This is a genomic window from Pseudonocardia alaniniphila, assembly GCF_022524485.1.
Classification (GTDB): Bacteria; Actinomycetota; Actinomycetes; order Mycobacteriales; family Pseudonocardiaceae; genus Pseudonocardia; species Pseudonocardia alaniniphila.
Genome location: NZ_JAKXMK010000017.1, coordinates 55,942 through 75,464, shown reverse-complemented (window position 1 = coordinate 75,464; position 19,523 = coordinate 55,942). Strand labels below are relative to the sequence as shown.

General features: G+C 70.3%; 21 protein-coding genes. 15 read left to right on the top strand and 6 right to left on the bottom strand.

Going from position 1 to position 19,523, the window contains the following annotated elements; translation table 11 throughout:
- Positions 1–65: 65 nt before the first annotated feature.
- The gene (locus tag MMF94_RS20530; RefSeq protein WP_241038729.1) at positions 66–521 is read right to left on the bottom strand and encodes a pyridoxamine 5'-phosphate oxidase family protein; all 456 of its coding nucleotides are present in this window, start codon (positions 519–521) and stop codon (positions 66–68) included.
- A 136-nt stretch (positions 522–657) separates the two neighbouring features.
- On the opposite strand from MMF94_RS20530, the gene MMF94_RS20525 reads away from it, so the two are divergent.
- Positions 658–1,878, top strand: a complete 1,221-nt coding sequence (locus MMF94_RS20525; protein ID WP_241038728.1) for an acetyl-CoA C-acetyltransferase — start codon at positions 658–660, stop codon at positions 1,876–1,878.
- Between the two features lie 84 nt (positions 1,879–1,962).
- Here the strand turns inward: MMF94_RS20525 and MMF94_RS20520 are convergent, their stop codons facing one another.
- Together MMF94_RS20520 and MMF94_RS20515 are read right to left on the bottom strand one after the other, a co-directional pair.
- Positions 1,963–2,781, bottom strand: a complete 819-nt coding sequence (locus MMF94_RS20520; protein WP_241038727.1) for a Bax inhibitor-1/YccA family protein — start codon at positions 2,779–2,781, stop codon at positions 1,963–1,965.
- Positions 2,782–2,880: 99 nt separating this feature from the next.
- A complete protein-coding gene (locus tag MMF94_RS20515) occupies positions 2,881–3,462 on the bottom strand; it encodes a hypothetical protein (RefSeq protein WP_241038726.1) in 582 nt (193 codons plus the stop codon).
- 118 nt (positions 3,463–3,580) lie between these two features.
- Between MMF94_RS20515 and MMF94_RS20510 the strand changes: the two genes are divergently transcribed.
- From MMF94_RS20510 to MMF94_RS20455, 12 genes are all read left to right on the top strand, one after another.
- Complete coding sequence (locus MMF94_RS20510) at positions 3,581–5,854, top strand: xanthine dehydrogenase family protein molybdopterin-binding subunit (RefSeq protein WP_379660226.1); 2,274 nt, start codon at positions 3,581–3,583, stop codon at positions 5,852–5,854.
- A gap of 11 nt (positions 5,855–5,865) precedes the next feature.
- Positions 5,866–6,321, top strand: a complete 456-nt coding sequence (locus MMF94_RS20505; protein WP_241038725.1) for a (2Fe-2S)-binding protein — start codon at positions 5,866–5,868, stop codon at positions 6,319–6,321.
- Positions 6,322–6,413: 92 nt separating this feature from the next.
- Positions 6,414–6,656 (top strand): hypothetical protein, encoded by a 243-nt coding sequence (locus MMF94_RS20500; protein ID WP_241038724.1) that lies wholly within the window; start codon positions 6,414–6,416, stop codon positions 6,654–6,656.
- 4 nt (positions 6,657–6,660) lie between these two features.
- Positions 6,661–7,353 carry an alpha/beta fold hydrolase gene (locus MMF94_RS20495; protein WP_241038723.1) on the top strand — a complete coding sequence of 231 codons (693 nt, stop codon included), beginning with the start codon at positions 6,661–6,663 and terminating at the stop codon, positions 7,351–7,353.
- 18 nt (positions 7,354–7,371) lie between these two features.
- Positions 7,372–7,848 (top strand): OsmC family protein, encoded by a 477-nt coding sequence (locus MMF94_RS20490; RefSeq protein WP_241038722.1) that lies wholly within the window; start codon positions 7,372–7,374, stop codon positions 7,846–7,848.
- A complete protein-coding gene (locus tag MMF94_RS20485; protein WP_241038721.1) occupies positions 7,848–8,249 on the top strand; it encodes a hypothetical protein in 402 nt (133 codons plus the stop codon). Before MMF94_RS20490 ends, MMF94_RS20485 begins: the two co-directional genes overlap by 1 nt.
- A gap of 55 nt (positions 8,250–8,304) precedes the next feature.
- Positions 8,305–8,703, top strand: coding sequence for a DUF4180 domain-containing protein (locus MMF94_RS20480; RefSeq protein ID WP_241038720.1), 399 nt, complete (start codon positions 8,305–8,307; stop codon positions 8,701–8,703).
- Positions 8,704–9,258: 555 nt separating this feature from the next.
- A complete protein-coding gene (locus MMF94_RS20475; RefSeq protein ID WP_241038719.1) occupies positions 9,259–10,302 on the top strand; it encodes an ABC transporter substrate-binding protein in 1,044 nt (347 codons plus the stop codon).
- Positions 10,299–11,051 (top strand): ABC transporter ATP-binding protein, encoded by a 753-nt coding sequence (locus MMF94_RS20470; RefSeq protein ID WP_241038718.1) that lies wholly within the window; start codon positions 10,299–10,301, stop codon positions 11,049–11,051. The genes MMF94_RS20475 and MMF94_RS20470 overlap by 4 nt, the downstream gene beginning before the upstream one ends.
- A 73-nt stretch (positions 11,052–11,124) precedes the next feature.
- Complete coding sequence (locus MMF94_RS20465) at positions 11,125–11,991, top strand: ABC transporter permease (RefSeq protein WP_241038717.1); 867 nt, start codon at positions 11,125–11,127, stop codon at positions 11,989–11,991.
- 14 nt (positions 11,992–12,005) lie between these two features.
- Entirely contained in the window at positions 12,006–13,214 is a 1,209-nt protein-coding gene (locus tag MMF94_RS20460; RefSeq protein ID WP_241038716.1) for an amidase, read from the top strand.
- 31 nt (positions 13,215–13,245) lie between these two features.
- The gene (locus MMF94_RS20455) at positions 13,246–14,244 is read left to right on the top strand and encodes an acetamidase/formamidase family protein (RefSeq protein WP_241038715.1); all 999 of its coding nucleotides are present in this window, start codon (positions 13,246–13,248) and stop codon (positions 14,242–14,244) included.
- A gap of 9 nt (positions 14,245–14,253) precedes the next feature.
- Here MMF94_RS20455 and MMF94_RS20450 read toward each other — a convergent pair whose 3' ends face one another.
- Positions 14,254–15,051, bottom strand: coding sequence for a putative protein N(5)-glutamine methyltransferase (locus tag MMF94_RS20450; protein WP_241038714.1), 798 nt, complete (start codon positions 15,049–15,051; stop codon positions 14,254–14,256).
- 219 nt (positions 15,052–15,270) lie between these two features.
- Here MMF94_RS20450 and MMF94_RS20445 point away from each other — a divergent pair, with 219 nt between their 5' ends.
- The gene (locus tag MMF94_RS20445; protein WP_241038889.1) at positions 15,271–15,753 is read left to right on the top strand and encodes a nuclear transport factor 2 family protein; all 483 of its coding nucleotides are present in this window, start codon (positions 15,271–15,273) and stop codon (positions 15,751–15,753) included.
- Between the two features lie 20 nt (positions 15,754–15,773).
- Here the strand turns inward: MMF94_RS20445 and MMF94_RS20440 are convergent, their stop codons facing one another.
- Complete coding sequence (locus tag MMF94_RS20440; protein ID WP_241038713.1) at positions 15,774–15,926, bottom strand: hypothetical protein; 153 nt, start codon at positions 15,924–15,926, stop codon at positions 15,774–15,776.
- 13 nt (positions 15,927–15,939) lie between these two features.
- A complete protein-coding gene (locus MMF94_RS20435) occupies positions 15,940–17,454 on the bottom strand; it encodes an FAD-binding oxidoreductase (RefSeq protein ID WP_241038712.1) in 1,515 nt (504 codons plus the stop codon).
- Positions 17,455–17,554: 100 nt separating this feature from the next.
- On the opposite strand from MMF94_RS20435, the gene MMF94_RS20430 reads away from it, so the two are divergent.
- A complete protein-coding gene (locus MMF94_RS20430; protein ID WP_241038711.1) occupies positions 17,555–19,516 on the top strand; it encodes a S9 family peptidase in 1,962 nt (653 codons plus the stop codon).
- The last annotated feature ends 7 nt before the right edge of the window (positions 19,517–19,523 follow it).

Sequence of the window (19,523 nt, the reverse complement as noted above, 5' to 3'; positions counted from 1 at the left end):
CCGGGCGATATCGACAGGACCGGTACATCTGGCCCCAAATCGATCATCAGTCCCCGTACCGGGCGCTATTCCCGTTCGATCCGCCGCAGTCCGCGCGCGGGTGTCCAGGTCTCGATCACCAACATGCTGGCGGCGTCGTTCAGGCCCGTGCGGACCACCTCGTCGATCTCGGCGCGGAACAGGTCGCCGGACATGTCGCCGTCCACGTCACCGGCGTGGAACGCCCGGCCGGCGATCTTCGCGTCACCGGACCAGGCCGCCTCGTTGCCCTCCACCGGGTCCTCCGAGGCGCTGTGGAGCGCGAACCGCGGGTCGCGGCGCAGGTCGGCGCCCTTGCGCGCCCCGGGCATCGACCCGAATGTCAGCTCTCCGTCGGCGAGCTGCGCCTCGATCCCGGAGATGCGCGGCGAGCCATCCGAGCGCAGCGTGGCGATGGTCTTGTGCTTGTGCGCGTCGAAGATCTTCCGTACGCGGGCGGCGAACCCCGGCTCGGCGATCTCGACGTCCCTCCATGTGGCCATACCGGGATCATGGGGCCAGAACCTGACAGCTCGGGTCAGGTTCACCCGGGCATGGTCACATCCGATTTGATCCCCTGATGCGGTTACTCGCGGGTATTCTCCGGCCGGTAGCCACGCCCAGTACGAGGAGAAGACGATGCCCGAAGCCGTGATCGTCGCGGCGGCTCGATCCCCGATCGGCCGCGCCCACAAGGGATCGCTGACCACCATCAGACCCGACGACCTGACCGTCCAGCTCGTGCGCGCCGCGCTCGCCCAGGTGCCACAGCTCGACCCGTCCGAGATCGACGATCTCATCCTCGGCTGCGGCCTGCCCGGTGGTGAGCAGGGCTACAACATGGCACGGGTCGTCGCGGTGCTGCTGGGCTACGACAGCCTGCCGGGCACCACGATCACCCGCTACTGCTCGTCGTCGCTGCAGACCACCCGCATGGCTCTGCACGCGATCCGGGCAGGCGAGGGCGACGTCTTCATCTCCGCCGGAGTGGAGACGGTGTCCCGCTTCACCAAGGGCAGCTCCGACTCGTGGCCCGACACGCGCAACCCGATCTTCGGGGACGCCGCGGACCGCACAAGGCACATCGCCGAGAACGGGGCCGACTCCTGGAGCGACCCGCGCCCCGACGAGCACCTGCCCGACGTCTACATCGCGATGGGCCAGACGGCGGAGAACGTCGCGCTGCTCAAGGGCATCAGCCGCGAGGAGATGGACCACTTCGGCGTCCGCTCGCAGAACCTTGCCGAGAAGGCGATCGCCGACGGGTTCTTCGCCCGGGAGATCACCCCCGTCACCCTGCCCGACGGCACCGTGATCTCCGCCGACGACGGCCCGCGCTCCGGCGTCACCTACGAGGCGGTCAGCCAGCTCAAGCCGGTGTTCCGGCCCGACGGCCGCGTCACCGCGGGCAACTGCTGCCCGCTCAACGACGGCGCGGCAGCGCTCGTGATCATGTCCGACACGAAGGCGGCCGAGCTGGGTGTCACGCCGCTGGCCCGGATCATCTCCACCGGCGTCTCCGCGCTGTCGCCGGAGATCATGGGCCTCGGCCCGATCGAGGCGTCGAAGCAGGCGCTGGGCCGGGCAGGCATGACGATCGACGACGTCGACCTCGTCGAGATCAACGAGGCGTTCGCCGCGCAGGTCATCCCCTCGGCCCGCGAGCTGGGCATCGACGAGGACAAGCTCAACGTCAACGGCGGCGCGATCGCACTGGGCCACCCGTTCGGCATGACCGGCGCGCGCATCACCACCACGCTGATCAACAGCCTGCGCACCCACGACAAGCAGATCGGTCTGGAGACGATGTGCGTCGGCGGCGGGCAGGGCATGGCGATGGTGCTGGAGCGCCTCAGCTGACCCGCGAGACGCACAGCGGCCCGGCAACCCTCTCGGGGTGCCGGGCCGCTGTCGTGACGGGGTGGTCCGGGACGGACCCGGACGTCACTCCTGGCGCAGGTAGCTCAGCAGGCGCAGGATCTCGATGTAGAGCCAGACCAGCGTGGTCATCAGGCCGAACGCGATGTACCAGGCGAACTTGGCCGGGGCGCCGTCACGAACGGCGCGGTCGGCCATGTCGAAGTCGAGCAGCAGGCTGAACGCGGCGACACCGATGCAGACGATGCTGAACAGGTAGCCGAGCATCGTGGGCTCCCGCACCCCGAGACCGCCGGGGATGAAGAAGCTGAAGATGAGGTTGAAGAGCGCCAGCACCGTGACGCCGATGAGGGCGCCCATCAGCCACTTGGTGAACTTCGGGGTGACCCGCACCGCGCCCGTCTTGTAGACGACGAGCATGCCGACGAACACGCCGGCGGTGCCGATCACGGCCTGCAGGCCGATGCCCTGGAACTGCGTGCCCGACAGCTCGAGCGCACCGGTGATGCCACCGAGCGCCACGCCCATGGCGGCCGAGTAGATGAGGACGAGCGCCGGGTTGGTGCTCTGCTTGAAGATGACGATCAGTGAGACGACGAGCCCGATGATGAACGCCGGGAGCACGAGCCCGTAGAGCCCGCTGATCGCGGTGAGCACACCGGCGACAAGTGCGATGCCGGCGTTGAGCGCGGTCTTCGTGACGACGTCATCCATCGTGAGCGGACGCTCACTGACACCGGCACGCCCGTATCCGACCTGCGCGGCCTGGGCGTCGCCATAGGCGGCCGCGCCACCCATCGCGCCGCCCTGGCGGTCGAACGTGGCGTATCCGCCGCCCTGCCCGGTGGGCAGGTTGCGGAACGCCGGGTTGCTACTGGTGCGCACCTGTTCCTCCTCGGAAGCGTCTCGGGCATCCATGCTGTTCAACGCCGAAGCGGGCCACGGCGTTCCCCGTACGTAAAGGCGACTTTACTGTGTTTCGGGTCAAGCTGCGGCAGCCCCGTCCTGCGGTGGGTCGAGAGCGATGCCTGCGTCTTCCAGGGCGGCTTCGGTGAGCAGTCGTGCGAACGCGCGATCGGGGCCGGCGGCCGAGGCGAGCGGGGCGTCGACGTCCACCAGCCCGCAGGCCTGCAAGAGCGTGTCGTCGTAGGCGGCGAGCACCGCAATCCGGCGGACCTGGGTGTTCTGCGTGCGATCGCGCACCTCGCGGCGCAGCCTGCGGAGGTTGGCGACGACGCGCTCGAGGGACGGCCCCACCGGGGCGACGGTGCGGCGGCGGCGAAGCTCGGCCACCCACTCGATCGCGGCAGGCGCGAGCCTCGCGGCCACCCAGAACAAGATCGTCGGCGCGGCGGCCACGAGCAGGTAGAGGAGCAGTCCCACCAGGACCGGACGGTCGCCCGTCACCTCCCCGAGGTTACCTGCCGGACAGCTGCGGCGGATCGTCCGGACGAGCCTGAGCTGCACGACGAGCCGGATGGTCAGGTTCCTCACACCTTCGACGTTTCCGATCTTCATCGCCGTCGTTTGGTAGCACGAGGCCTTGATCATCGTGATCCCGGCCACTGTCCGACCGTGCCGCCACCGGGCCCGACCGGTGGCTCTTCAGGCGCCCGACCCCGCACGACCACCGAACTCGACCCCCGACGAGGGGCACACCGTTGTGCCCTCAGGAGGAGCCCGGATGGCCAGTCCCACCACCGACGACCCGATGCGCGGCCGCCACCGCACCGTGCAGCCCGGTCTGCGCGACACCGTCTTCGGACGGCGGAAGTTCCTCGTCTACCTGGCAGCGGGATCGACGCTCACCGTCGCCGCGAAGCTCGGCATCGACACCCTCGCCCCCGGGTCGGCGTCCGCCGTTCCGACACCCAGCCTCCCTCAGCCCGCCGATCTGCAGGACCTCGGTGACGTCCTGATCCTGTCCGGCAAGCCCACCGAGGCGCTGCTGTTCACCGTCGAGATCACCGAGGACGGCCGGGTGCGTGCCGAGCTGCCCCGCATGGAGGTCGGCCAGGGCCTGACGACGGCCGTCGCGATGCTGGTGGCCGAGGAGCTCGACATCCCGCTCGACCAGGTCGACATGCCGCTGGCGCCTGCCCGGCCCGAGCTGTTGTTCAACCAGCTCACCGGAGGGTCGAACTCGATCCGGTCGGTCTACGGCCCCGTGCGTGCGGCCGCTGCAGGGGCACGTGCCCGGCTGCAGGCCGCCGCGGCCGATCGGTGGGGCGTGCCCGTGGACGGGCTCCGCACCGAGAACGGCCGAGTCGTCGCCGACGACGGCCGCAGCGCGGGCTACGGCGAGCTCACACGCCTCGCCGCGACGCTCCCGATCAGTGAGCTGGTGGCCCGGCCCAAGCCTCCGTCGAAGTTCACGCTCGTCGGCACGCCGCAGCCGCGGGTGGACGCCCGCGCCATGGTCACCGGCGCCTTCACCTACACGCTCGACATGGACATCCCGGGCGCCACCCCCGCGATGGTCCGGCGGCCGCCGACGATCAACGGCACGGTCGACGAGGTGCACAACGAGGACGACGTGCGGGCCATGCCCGGCGTCCTCGACATCGCGGTGATCGAGACCGGCGTCGCCGTCGTCGCGGAGACGTTCGGGCAGGCTCTGGACGCGGTGACGGCGCTGGACGTCAGCTGGGGCTCCGGCACGGTCGACGACCTGTCGGACGAGGGCATCAGAGACGCGCTGCGCAAGACGACGCTGCCGCTGATCCCCCCGATCTCGCTGCCGAACCAGATGGACTTCGAGTTCGACTGGGCCCCGATCAGCCACGCACCGATGGAGACCAACTCCGCGGTTGCCGACGTCCGGGGCGGAAAGGCCGAGATCTGGGGCGGCATGAAGTCGCCGATCGTCGCCCAGCAACAGATCGCCAAGGAGCTCGGCCTCCTGCCCGGCAACGTCACCTGCCATGTGGTGCAGTCCGGCGGGTCGTTCGGGCGCAGGCTGTTCTGGGACGGCCCGCTGGAGGCGGCGCGGATCTCGAAGGCCACCGGCCGGGTCATCAAGCTCATGTGGTCGCGCACCGACGACATGCGCCACGGCCGCGCCAGACCGGCCGCCCACCACCGCTTCCGGGCCACCCTCGGACCCGACACCGTGCTGCGGCTCGAGCACCACACCGCGTTCGTCGAGACCGACTGGACGCACGGCCTCGGCGAGATCCTGTCCGCGACCGCGGCGGAGCTTCCGGGCGGCAACTTCGGCTTCGCGCAATCCGTCTTCATGCTCACCGTGAAGAGCCCCTACAACTTCGGGGCCGTGGAGCAGGTGCTCACGGAGGCGCCCATCAAGATGCACACGGGCGCGTGGCGCTCGGTGTACTCGGTGAGCTCGCGGTGCGGCGAGGAGATCGTCGTGGACGCCGTGGCGGAGAAGCTCGGCAAGGACCCTTACGAGTTCCGTCGCGCGTTCCTCAAGAGCGACGCGCAGCGGGCGGTGCTCGACAAGGTCGCCGAGGAGGGCGACTGGGGCCGCTCCATGGACGACGGCTTCGCCCAGGGCATCGCGTTCCACGAGGAGTACCGCTCGCGCACCGCGTGTCTCGTGGAGATCGACGGCCGCGACCCGCACGCCCCGCGCGTGACGAAGGCCGTGATCGCCGGTGACTACGGCCTCCCGATCAACCCGCGAGGGCTCAAGGCGCAGCTGCTGGGCGGTCTCACGGACGCGATCTCGGTGACGTTGCAGGCCGGCCTGCACATCGACAAGGGGCTGCCGCTGGAGGGGAGCTACTCGCAGTTCCACTACGCGCGCCAGGCGAACTCCCCCACCGACGTGCAGATCTTCATCCTGCCTGGCGATGGCGAACCGGGCGGGGCGGGCGAGCTGGGCATCCCCGCCGCGGCCGGCGCGATCGCCAACGCCTACGCCCGCGCCACGGGCATCGCCCCGCGCAGCTTCCCGATCAACTTCCCGGTCGACTTCGAGCCGTTCCCCCGCTAGGAGGCCCCGCCATGCCGAGCTACAGCTTCACGGTCAACGGTCGCGAGGTGACCGTCGACGCCCCCGCCGACCTGCCCGCACTCTGGGCCCTGCGCGACAAGCTGGGGATCACCGGACCGAAGTACGGGTGCGGGATCGACGTGTGCAAGGCCTGCACCTCCCATTTGGACGGGGAGGCGTTCAACCCGTGCGTCACCCCGGTGTCGGACGTCGAGGGGCGCGAGATCACCACGATCGAAGGGCTCGCCGACGGCGATCAGCTGCATCCGGTGCAGGAGGCCTGGCTCGAACAGGACGTCGCCCAGTGCGGCTACTGCCAGCCGGGCCAGATCATGGCCGCGGTGGCCCTGCTCAACCGCACCAGCGACCCGACGGACGAGGAGATCGACGAGATCGAGAACGTCTGCCGGTGCGGCACCTACTTCCGCATCCGCGAGGCGATCAAGAGCGCCGCAGCGAAGATGTGACCGGGCCCGGCCGGCGAATTGATCGTGCGGGATGGAGCGCGCCCGCATAGGCTCCCGGCCGGAAAGACCGGCTCAGATCGGAGGTGAGCCCGATGTGGGCGTTCTTGTCGGCGCGATTGCGGATGTGGCTGATCCTGGCGGTCGCGGCGCCGCTGCTGGGCTGGCTGCTCGGGCGTATCGGCGACCTCATCGAGGCACGGCGAGGCCCGAACACGGTGAGCCGGGTGCTGAAGACCGGCCGGGAGTTCCTGGGCCGCCGTTCCCGAGGCCCGCTCGCTCCCCGGCGGGCGGCCGATCCGATCGGGGTTCGTGACGCCGGCGTCCCGAAGCGTTGATCACGTGACTCGATTCGTACTGGTACACGGCGCGTGGGGTGGCTCGTACGGCTTCCGGTTCGTCCGGCGGCTGCTGCACGCCGACGGCCACGAGGTCTTCACCCCCTCGCTCACCGGCATCGGCGAGCGGTCGCACCTGACCGGACCGCACGTCGATCTGTCGACGCACGTGCTCGACCTCGTCAACGTGGTGCGCTACGAGGACCTCGACGACATCGTGCTGCTCGGCTACTCCTACGGCGGCATGGTCGTCACGGGGGCGCTGGACCACATCGGCACCAGGGTGCGCGAGCTCGTCTACCTGGACGCGTTCGTCCCCGCCGACGGCGACAGCCTGGCCACGCTGACCGGTGGGGGCTTCGGCAATCCGGCGTCGGACATCGGGGCTCCCTGGCTCGTGCCACCACCGAAGCGGGAGTACGACGACCCGGCGGCTGCGGAGTGGTCGAACCTGCGCCGCACCCCGCAACCGGTGGGCACGCTCACCGAACCGGTCCGGCTCTCGACCCCGCTGGAGGAGCAGCCGTTCGGCCGCACGTACATCCGGGCGACCGTGGATCCCGGGGCCGCCTTCGAGACGCCGGCACGGCGCGCGCAGGAGAGCCCGGCCTGGCGCTACCACGAGATCGCGACGAACCACATGATCCCCGAGAACCGCCCCGCCGAGCTCGCCGAGCTGCTGCGGGACCTCGCGTGAGCCGACTACGGTCAGATCATGGCTGAGGACTCCGTGCACCGGTACCAGGCAACGTGCTCGTGGTCCGGCTCCACCGCCGCGGGCTACGAGCACTACGGCCGGTCGCACCAGGGCGCCGCCCCGCCGGCCGCCCCCGAGCTCACGCTGTCGTCCGACCCGGCGTTCCGCGGCGACCCCACGCAACTCAACCCGGAACAGCTCGTGGTGCTGGCCGCGGCGTCCTGCCAGCTGCTGTCGTTCCTCGCGGTGGCCGCGCGGGCCCGGCTGGACGTGCGTGACTACCACGACGAGGCCACGGCCACGATGCCCGAGGCCGACCGCCCGATCCGGCTCGCCGAGATCGTGCTGCGGCCGCGGATCCAGCTCGCCGCGGGCCCGACCGAGGACCGCGTCCGGCACCTCGTGGAGGTCGCGCACCGCGAGTGCTTCATCGCCAACAGCCTCGCCACCCCGGTGCGCGTGGAGCCGGTGATCGAGTTCGTGAACGTCGGTTGATGCGCACCGCAGGGATCACCGCCCTGCTCGCCGTCGCCACATTCGTGCTGTGGTGGGCGGTGTTCCCGGCCGACTGGAGCGTGGTGCCCACGCGCGACCCGAACACTCTCGCCTCACCGGTGCGCACGGGGCACTGGGCCGGGGCAGCAGCCGGGCTCGCTGCCCTGGCAGGAGCCGCCGGATACGTGCGCGGGGTGCTGGTGGCATTGGCGGGCGTCGCCCTACCGGCGTTCGTGCTGTTCTGCGTCTACAGCGCGAGCGCCGAGGTCGTCGGCGCCAACCTCTGGGCCGTCGGCGCCCTGTTCCTCGCCCCTCCCCTCGTCGCGGGTGTGGCGGCTGCGGCCGCGCTCGGCGCGCTGGTGCGCCGACGGCGGATCCGCCCGCCTACCACGACGGCCTGACCGAGGCACCGGAAATTCACGAGCCACGGTCCCTCGCATCACCGAGACTGTGCGCATGAGCGCTGGGCATGTGGCCGACACCGTGACGAACATCCGCGGCACGCACGTCCTCGCCTGCGCTCCCGGCGGACCCAAGCTCCGCACCAGCGCCGACGCCCTCGAGGTGATCGGCGAGGCGCTGTACCAGCGGGCCGAGCTCGTCGTCGTCCCGGTCGAACGACTCGACCCCGGGTTCTTCACGCTCTCCACCGGCATCGCGGGCGAGATCGTCCAGAAGTTCGTCAACTACCGGCTGCGCCTCGCGGTGCGCGGCGACCTGTCCGAGCTCCTGGCCGGGAGCGCGTCGCTGCGTGCGTTCGTGGTGGAGTGCAACCGCGGGCGTCACCTGTGGTTCGTGGCCGACGACGCCGAGCTGGGCGACCGGCTTGCCCGCAAGCCCGCCCCGGCGGAGTGAACGGCGAAAAGGCTCCCCGCTGACACAGCGCCCGCGGCAATGACGGAATCGCCCGTGCCGATCACGGCCGACATTCCGCCCCGGTTTCGAGAGTTGCGGTGGTCACACCGGCCGGAGCCGGCCCGGATCCGGTGGCTCGCGCCGGACCGGACCGGACCGGTGGGCCGCCGGCCCATATGAAAGCTCGAGGCAAGGCGACGCCAGAGGGGCAGAGAATCCCCCGGTCGAATCCCCGATGCTCCGGCCGCTCGACCTCCATCACCCCCATCATCCCTGATCCTGAGCCTGATCCAGGACTCCGCCCGTCCGACGAACGGCAGGGTCGGGCGGCACGAAAAGGAGCCGGACCACAGCGATTGCCACCCTCTCAGCAATTCGCGGCTCAATTCTCGAGCAGGCGAGAAGTGTTACTACAAGGCATCCCCTGAAACTCGGCAGTCACATGAGTTTAACTCGACTTCCGTTGCCACGTACCAAAGGATCGGATCCGGCGGGTCGTCCGCCGGATCTGGTTCTCGTTTTCTGGCTGGGGGATTGGTGTCCGTTAGGTGGAGAATGCTCGACCATGCGCCCCGCGGCGCTCTCCGCCGACCGTGGCTGGTGGCGCTCGCGCTCGTCTCGGCGCTGGCGCTGGCCGCGTGCGGTTCGGGTGGCACGCCGGCCGCCACCTCGGCGAACGGCACCACCACCGTGAACCTGTCCGAAGCGGTGCACAACCTCGGGTACATCGACCTCTACGTCGCCCAGCACGAGGGCTACTTCACACAGCAGGGCATCACCCTGAACCTGTCCGCGGCGGGCGGCGACTCACAGGCGTTCGCGGCGGTACTGGGTGGCTCGGCGCAGTTCGCGCTCGGCGACGCTACGCTCGCGGAGATCTCCCGCGAGAAGGGAGGGGACGGGCTCGTCCTGGCCGAACTGGTGTCGCGTGCCCAGTACTTCGCGGTCTCGAAGAAGATCAGCACGCCGTTCACGGATCCCAAACAGTTCGCGGGGCTGACCTTCGTGACGTCACCGCCGCCGAACACCAACCACAGCGTGCTCACCAACAGCATCGTGCAAGCGGGGCTGGACCCCACCAAGGACGTGCACATCACCACGGTGTCGCCGGGCACCGAGATCGGACCGGTGCTGGCCGGCCAGGCGGACGTGGCGGTCGCCTACGAGCCCAACGTCGACATGGCCGTCGTGCAGGACGGCGCCCACGTCCTCTACAGCTGGGCCGACGCGATCGGCGAGTTCACCAACACGGGCCTGCAGGCCAGGGAGAGCTACGTGCGGGCCCACCCCGACGTCGCCCAGAAGATCGTCACCGCGCTGCAGATGGGCGCGCAGCACGTCTACCAGGACCCGGACGACGCCAAGGCGATCGCGCGCACGGAGTTCCCGAACCTGCCGCCCCAGGTGGTGGACGCGGCCATCCAGCGGCAGATCGACAACCACATCCCGGCCGAGAGCACCGTGGTCTCCCAGCAGGGCTGGTCCACACTGATGAACCTGGGCCGCCAGCTCGGCAACTGCAGCTGCAACGTGCCGTTCGACCAGATCATCGACAACAGCTTCGCCCAGCACGCCAGTGCCACCGTGCAGGGGCAGTGAGCGCCACCGTGACCACCACCGTGGCGCTGAACGACGTGACCGTCCGGTTCGGTGACTACACGGCGGTCGAGGGCGTCTCCTTCGAGGTGCCCGCCGGCTCGTTCGTATCGATCGTCGGGCCGAGCGGGTGCGGAAAATCCACGCTCCTCAACCTGGTCGCGGGCCTGGGCGAGCCCGCGAGCGGCTCCGTCCACAACGCCGTGCTCGCCGAGGGCCGGCGCATCGGATACATGTTCCAACGCGACCTGCTGCTGGACTGGCGCACGGTCACCCAGAACGTGGCACTCGGCCTGGAGGCGCAGGGCGCACCACGCCGTGAGGCCCGTGCGAGGGCCGGCGAACTGCTGCCGACCTACGGCCTCGCGGGCTTCGAAGCCTTCTACCCGTGTCAGCTCTCCGGCGGGATGCGGCAGCGCGCGGCCTTCGCCCGGACGATGAGCATCGAGCCCGCCCTGCTGCTGCTCGACGAGCCGTTCTCGGCGCTGGACTACCAGACGAAGCTGAAGCTCGAGGCCGAGCTCCTCCTCGGGTTCCGGCGGTCCGGCGGCACGGCGGTCCTCGTCACCCATGACATCGACGAAGCCGTCGCGGTGTCGGACGTCGTGCTCGTCATGTCCGGGCGTCCCGGCCGGGTCGCCGCGGTCCACGAGGTCCCGTTCGCGGCTACGGGTCTCGCACCGGTCGAGGTGCGGAAGATCGACGGGTTCGGCCACCACGTGCGCGCGATCTGGCAGGAGATCGAGTCGTGATGTGCGAGATCACGCGCGAACCGATGGCACAGCGCCTGTGTGACGCGCCGGCCGAGCTCAGCGAGGGCCTGCGATGACCGCTGATCAGGAACTGTCCCGGGCGGCGGCACCCGAGCTCCCGGCGGCGCCGCGGCCAGCGGGCAGGCAGGATGCGGCCGGGCGGCGGCATCGATCGCTCTGGGTGGCGATCGTGCTCGACGTCGTGTTGCTGGCGATCGGGCTGGCGTCCTGGCAGTTCGCGGTCGACGCCGGCTCGGTCAGTCCGTTGCTGTACGGGAGCCCCGAGCTCATCTGGCAGACCGTCGTGCGCGGCCTCGGGTCGGGGGCGATGCTCCACGACGCCGCCACCACCGCGGTCGAGGCGTTGTGCGGGTTCGTGATCGGCAACGTGATCGGAGCGGCCGTGGGCGTGGGGCTCTGGTGCTCGCGGCTGGTGGAGCAGATGCTGCGGCCCGCCATCGCCCTGCTCGGGGCCACCCCGATCGCTGCGCTGGCGCCGATCGTCATCGTCTGGGCCGGCACCGGCGTGTCGTCGAAGGTGGTGATGTCGGCTGCGTCGGTCGTGGTGACGGCGCTCGTACTTGCCTTCGACGGGGCACGCGGCACCGACCCGCTGCAGATCCGGATGCTGCGGTCGATGGGGGCGCCCACCCGGCGGGTGTTCCGGCTACTGGTGCTGCCCTCGTCGCTCACGAACATCTGTGGCGGCCTGCGGCTGACGGCCGGACTCGCCTTGATCGGGGCGATCATCGGGGAGTTCATCTCCTCGGACTCCGGGCTGGGCCACGCGATCCTCATCGCCGGGAGCCTCTATGACGTGCCCACCGTGTTGGCGAACCTGATCGTCGTGGGGCTTCTCTCTCTGGTGCTCCTGGCCGCGGTCGGGAGACTCGAGCGCGTGATCCTGCGCTGGCGCTTCCTCGCGATGGCAGGACGGTGAGGAGAGAGATGACGGTGAGCGATCAGCTCGAGCGGGTGCGCGACCTGGACCGGACGGTGCGTGCCTTCACGTGTGTCGGCACGTCCCGCGGCCCGTCGGACGAGCGGTCGAACGCGATAGCGGTGGGCGTCAAGGACCTGTTCGACGTCGCGGGCCTCCCGACCGGGCTCGGCACGACCGCCGTGCCCGCCCGGCAGGCCACGAGCACCGCCGCAGCGGTCACGGCGCTACAGAACTGGCGTGCGGTGGTCGTGGGCAAGACCGTGACCAGCGAGTTCGCCTACTTCGGCGCGAACGCCACGCGCAACCCGTGGAACCCCGCCTTCAGTCCGGGCGGTTCCTCCAGCGGATCTGCCGCCGCGGTCGGAGTCGGTCTCGTGCCCCTGGCGATCGGTACGCAGACCAACGGTTCGGTCGTCCGCCCCGCCGCGTACTGCGGTGTCGTCGGGTTCAAGCCCACCTACGGCGCGATCCCCACCGACGGGCTGTGGCTCTACGCGCCCAGCATCGACACGGTGGGGGTCTTCGCCCGCACCGTCCGGCTGGCCGGCACCGCGGCCGACGTCATGTCGGGGGGCGAACTGAGTTTCGACGCGACCTTGGCGCCTCGGGAACCCGCGGAGCTGCGGATCGGCGTCGTCCACACGCAGGACTGGTCGGTGACCAGTGCCGAGATGCGCGCGGTGCTGGACGGGACGGCTCGGCAGCTGGCCGACGCCGGCGCCCGCGTCACCGAGTCGACCACCCCGCTCTGCGGCGACGAAGGGCTGTCGCTGCACCGCACGATCTCGGAGTTCGAGGGCGCGGCCGCAATCGGGCGGCTCGGGATCGATCGAGTCGACCTCGTCGGTGAGAAGGTCCGCGAGATGCTCGACCATGCCGCCACGATCAGTGCCGACGCGTATCAGCAGGCGCAGGAGCGGCGCGCCGAGCTCGTCACCGAGATGGACGAGGCGCTGTCCACCGTGGACTTCCTGCTCACCGTTCCCGCCTCCGGCACGGCCCCGCCCGCGGGCGACAACGGCGACCCGCGCTACTGCACCAGGTGGAGCCTCGCCGGCACGCCGGCGATCTGCCTGCCCGCGGCGCTGGGAGAGCACGGTCTGCCGCTGGGGGTTCAGCTCGTCGGCCGGCGGGGCTCCGATGCCCGTCTGCTGAATTGCGCGCGGTCGGTGGAGGAGCTGCTGGCCTTCGCGCCGAACTACAAGCGCCTCGACCGCTAGTCGGCTCACGTCACGAACAGCACGGAGGACCATGGACGTCATCGAGTTCGCACCGACCCCCGAGCAGTACGGCTGGAGCTTCGGCGGAACGGCCCCGATCCGGCGGGTCCGGCCCGGGTCGGTGCTGCAGCTGTGGTCCGATGACGCCTTCGCCGGCCGGCTGCGCGACACGAAGGACCGGGCGAGCGCGCTCCTGGACACTCGCTACACCAACCCGCAGACCGGCCCGTTCTTCGTCGAAGGCGCTGAGCCCGGTGACACCCTCGCGCTGCACTTCGTGTCGATCGAACCCGCCAGGGACTGGGGCGTGTCGACCACCCTCCCCCTGTTCGGAGGCCTGACCGGCACCACTCGCACCGCCACGCTGCAGGATCCGCTCCCCGAGCTGACGTGGGTGTACGAGATCGACTCCGCCGCCCGCACGGTCACCTTCAACGCCAACGAGTCCGACCATCGGATCCTGCTCCCGCTGGAACCGATGCTGGGCACAGTCGGCGTGGCACCGGAACGGGGCGAGGTGCGCTCCACGGCCGTGCCCGACACCTTCGGCGGCAACATGGACACACCCGAGATGCGGGCCGGAGCCACCTGCTACCTCGGCGTGAACGTCGAGGGGGCGCTGTTCTCCATCGGCGACGGACACGCCCGGCAGGGTGAGGGCGAGAGCTGCGGGGTCGCCGTGGAGACCGCGATGAACGTCACCATGATCGTCGACCTGATCAAGGGCGGAGCCCCGGCCTGGCCACGCATCGAGGACGACCGTCACCTCATGACGGTCGGCTCGGGCCGACCGCTGGACGACGCCTGGCGCGCCGCCCAGGTCGACATGATCGGCTGGCTGGGCGGCCTGCTCGGGATGGGCAAGATGGACGCCTACCAGCTGCTGACGCAGATCAGCGAGTCGCCGATCGCGAACATGGTCGACCCGAACTTCTCAGCCGCGGTCAAGGTCGCCAAGGACCTGCTGCCCCCGATGCGGGCCTACGGCGGGATGCACCAGCACCTGCGGGAGCTCGCCGCCGGGCTCTGACCAGCGCCGTCAGTCGGGCATCGTCCCGATCACCACGGTGGCGCTCAGCTCGTCCGAGCAGGCCACCCGCGCTCGGAGCCCGTGCCGGACGAACGCGTCGGCGGTGTGCGGCGCCTGCTGCTCGCTCGTCTCGATCAGCAGGTGGCCACCCGGCGCCAGCCATTTCGGGGCCACGGCGACCACGCGGCGCTGCACGTCGAGCCCATCCGGCCCGCCGTCGAGCGCGACCCTCGGCTCGTGCAGACGGGCTTCCGGTGGCATCAGGCCGATCGCGTCGGTGGGCACGTAGGGCGCGTTGGCCACCAGGACGTCGACGCGCCCGCGCAGCGCCACGGGCAGCGGCTCGTCGAGATCGCCCTCGTAGACCAGGCCGCCGACAGGGCCGAGGTTGCGGCGTGCGCAACGCACGGCGGCCGGGTCGACATCGGCGGCGTGCACCTCGACGGGGATCGGTGCCGCAGCTATCGCGGCACCCACCGCACCGGTGCCGCAGCACAGGTCGACGACCACGGCCCCGGGCCGCAGGAGGTCGACCGCCTCGTGGACGAGGAACTCCGTGCGGCGGCGTGGGACGAAGACCCCGGGATCCACGGCCACCCGAAGACCGCAGAACTCCGCCCAGCCGAGCACCTGCTCGAGCGGCAGGCCCGCGATGCGCCGCTCCAGCATGACTGCGAGGTCGGACGGGGTAGGGGCCGCGGAGAGGAGCAAGCGCGCCTCGTCCTCGGCGAACACACACCCGGCCGCGCGGAGCCGGCTGACGATGTCGGACGCGGGTTCGGGGAGAGAGGGGGGTGAGATCGACATGGGAGCCTTTCGCGATACCCGCGGCGCCCCCTCGGCGACTTCGGTCGGGTCAGCTGCAGGGGCGCGAGGCGGGGAGTGCCCAGCCTGGACGAGCGGTGATGGGTCCCACCTCCTTCGGCCGTCACGTCCTGCGTGCGGCGTCAGCCTAAACAGCGGCCCACACCCCGACCAATCGGGTTCGAACCACAGCCTCGCCCACCTAGTGTCGCAACGGTGACCATGCCCTCATCCGGCACACCGGCCGATCCGGCTTCGAGCCACCGGGCCATCGAAAACCTCATCGCCACCTACGCGGAACTCGTGGACGACGGCGACTTCGCGGGTGTCGGCCACCTGCTCGCCGACGCCACCTTCATCGGGCGGGACGTGCCGATCACCGGCCGGGACGCCATCGAGGCGATGCTCAGAGATTCGCTGATCGTCTACGAGGACAGCACCCCTCGCACCAAGCATCTCGTCACGAACATCATCGTGGAGGTCGACGAGGAGGCGGGCACAGCGGGCGCCCGGTCGTACGTCACCGCGCTGCAGGCGCTGCCCGACCTGCCCCTGCAACCCATCGTCAGCGGCCGATACCACGACCGCTTCGAGCGCCGCGACGGGAGATGGCGCTTCGTGGAGCGGCGCGTGCACATCGACCTGGTCGGAGACGTGAGCTGCCACCTTCGCCGCACAGCGGCCGAGGCGATCACGCAGCGGTAGGGCATGGCGCGAAGCCGCCGTCAGGCCAGAGCGTTCGCCATCTCCTCGCGCAGGATCGCCGCCATCTCGGTCGGCCGGGACAAGAACGGTGAATGGCCGGATCCAGTACGGGCGGCGGTGAACGATGTGGGCATCGACAGGGCCCGCCGGGCGATCGCGCGCAGGCTTCGCATGGCGGGTTCGTGACTACCCGAATGCGGCGTGCGAGGCCTTGAAGAAGTCGGTCGGGTCGTACTGCGTCTTCACGGCACGCAATCTGGCCAGGCTGGACCCGTAGTAGGAGCTCACCGAGCGGCCGGCCTCGATGTAGTTGACGTAGCCGCCGGCCGAGGCACCGGCCACGGCGCGATGCCCGGAGGTCAGGAAGTTCTGCGCCGCCCGAAGGGCCGCGGCGGACGGGTGGGCCGGGAGGCCGGAGTACCACTGGATGACGCCGAGCGCGGAGCGCCATGGCCACGCGGCACCACCTTGCGGCTGTTTCGCCGCTTGACCGCCCAGCGGGTCCAGGATCGCGGACGCGGGCACCTTCGCCCGTGCGGCAGCCTTCACCACGGCGAGCAGCCGGGTGACCGTCGCCGCGTCCATGGGACCCCGCAGGACGTCGGAGCCTGCGAGGAATCCCGTTCGCGCGCTGGTGGTCCCGCCGCCCAGGTACGTGACCGCCTGCATGTGGGTCTTGACGGTGATCGATCGGCTGGTGGCCTTCGCCCCGACGAACGACTCCAGTTGCTCGGCCGCGGCCGCGGCCGAACCCGTGGTGGACACGCCGACAGCATGGATCGACAACGTTCCGCTGCTCTGGGCGTCGATGTGGAAGTTCGCCCAGGCCGTCGCCGGAGCCTCGTGCGCGAATCGCTGCCAGCCCCGCAGCGCCGCAGTCGCGGCCTCCTCCGGCCAGGTCAGTGTGAAGAATCCGAGCCTGCTCGCGGGGATCGTGGCCAGCCGGAACGACGTGACGATGCCGAGGTTGCCTCCGCCTCCCCCGCGCAACGCCCAGTAGAGGTCCGCGTCCTGCGTGGGGTCGGCGGTGTGGGCGACCCCATCGGCGGTGACCACCTGCATCGACAGGATCCGATCGCTCGTCAGACCGTAGGTGCGGGTGTGGACTCCCATCCCGCCGCCCAGGGCCAGACCGGCGACACCGACGGTGGGACAGGTCCCGGTCGGGAGGGATCGGCCGTCCTTGTCCAGCTGCGCGTGGACGTCGTACAGCTTCGCACCGGCGCCGACGGTCACCACGTCGTCGGAGTAACCGACGCTGCTCATCGGTCCGACGTCGACGACCAGCCCGCCCGCCACAGTGGAGGCTCCGACGTAGGAGTGCCCACCGCCCTTGGGGACGCAGACCAGTCCGTTCTGCCGGGCGAACAGGATCGACTCGCGCACATCGTCGGTGCTTGCGGCCCGGACGACGGCAGCCGGCTGGATCGAGTCGAACTTCGGGTTGAACAGCTGGTGGGCGGCGGGGTACCCGCTCTCACCGCGCAGGAAGAGCGTGCCGTCGAGGCCGCTCCGCAACCCGTTCCAGTCGGGCGCGGCCGCGGCGGAGAGGGTCGGACGGGCCGCAGCGGGACTCGGTCCGGCTGCGACAGGGCTGGGCGGTACGGCCGTCGCGGATTCGTTGTCGACGCAGCTCGCGAGAGCGGCGAGAGCCAGCACCCCGCCGGCTTTGAGAGCGGTGCGACGGTCGATTCTCGTCACGATCGACGGGCTCCTCCCGCATGGCTGCCCTTGGTCGCCGACGTAGCGGACGACCTACTGAGTGGCGATCCTGCTCCTGCGTGCCTGAAAGGATCAGTTGATGTTCGCCACACCGCCCCGAGCGGAACTGAGTGACGAGTTCGTGGTCGATGGCAGCACGCCGTCCACACCGGTGCTGTCGCCGAACGGCCGATGGGTCGCGTTCATTGTCACCCCTGTCGGGCAGGCGGACGAGCTGCCGGTCAGCGCATTGTGGATCGCACCGGCCGATGGGAGCGAGCCCGCGCGGCAGCTCGCCGGGGGCGCCGTGCAGGTCTCCTCGCCGCGATGGGCACCGGATTCACAGTGGCTCTTCTTCCTCTCGGACCGGTCGGAACGCGGCACGGCGCAACTGCAGCGAATCCGCCCTGCCGGTGGTGATGCCGAAGCCCTCACGGCCTGGAAGAGCGGAATCCACGATCACCGCCCGCTGGCCGAGCCCGACGTGATCGCCGTCATCGCAGGCGACGAACCGACCGATGAGGACGAGCGGCGGGCCGAGCAACGCGACGACGCCGAGGTATGGGGTGAGCGCGTGCGCTTCTCCCGGCTGCGGTTGCTCGACCTGCGGACCCGTGAGATCAGAACTCCGGAGGCGCTCGGCGACCGGCACGTCGTCGAGGTGGTGCAACGACCCGATGGTGGGCCGCTGGCGGTGCTCACCTGGTCCACGCCTGATCCGGACCCGGGCCTGCTGGAGACCGGACTCCACCTGCTCGCAGTGGACAGTGGGGCGGCACGGGACCTCGGCCCTGCGCAGGTGGAGGCATCGTCTCTTGTCTGGTGGCGCGCTGATGCAGGCTGGCACCTGGCGTACCTGGCGACGACCCCACCCGGTCTGGTCGGAGGTACCGCGGTGTTCGACGTCGCCGTGCCCACCGGCGGGAAGGCAGGCGAGCACCGCAACCTGACTCGCGGAATGAACATCTGCCCGTTGCAGCTCGTCCAGATCGACTCCGGTGCGCCGCTGGCCCTGTTCGCCGACGGCCTGGACACCGCGATTCACCGGCTCGACCCGGCCGATCCGCGGTTCGTGGAGATATCCCGCGCCCAGGGTTTCGCGAGGTTCCTGACCGCGAGTGGACGCGGCGATGTCGTCGCCGCCGTGGTGAGCACGTCCTACGAGCCCCGGGACGTGCACGCCGGGTCGCCGCTGGGGCCGCTGGTGCGGATCAGCGATACGAGACCCGAACTTCGGGATGTCCGGTGGGGCGTGCAGGAGCGGCTGTCCTACGCGGCATCCGACGGACTGGTGCTCGACGGCCTCCTGATCCTCCCTTCGGGAAAGTCTCGGCAGGACGGCCCATTTCCCCTCGTCACGCTGATCCACGGCGGCCCCTACGACCGGCACGCGGACCAACTCCAGCTCGCCTGGGATCCCTCCGGGCAGTGGTTGGCGACGGCGGGGTACGCGGTGTTCCTGCCGAACCCACGTGGTGGCCAAGGGCATGGTCATCAGTTCGCCGCACGCGTTGCGGGCGCAGTCGGCGTCGACGAGTGGACCGACGTTCTCACGGGGATCGACATGTTGGTCGCCGACGGCGTCGCCGACCCGGACCGGCTGGGCATCGGGGGCTGGAGCCACGGCGGTTTCATGGCCGCGTGGGCGGTCGGACAGACCGATCGGTTCAAGGCCGCGTTCATGGGAGCGGGTATCAGCGACTGGGGAATGCTCGCCGCGACCGGCGAGTGGGGGCGGTTCGAGGCCGCGCTCGGCGGCAGCACCGGCTGGGAGGGAACGGGCCCCCACCAACACGACAGGCTGAGCCCGATCTCGTTCGCCTCGAAGATCCGCACGCCGGTGTTGATCATGCACGGCAAGAACGACACGAATGTCCCGATCGCACAGGCGGAGTTCTTCCACCGCGCGCTTCGCCGGTTCGGCGTCGAGCACGAGTACGTCGTCTACCCGAGAGAGAACCACTCGATCCGCGAGCGCAACCACCAGCTCGACATACTCCGGCGTTCGCGCGAGTGGTTTGACCGATGGCTGATGAGAGGTCCGGACGCGCCGTCGAGTTGAGCCGACG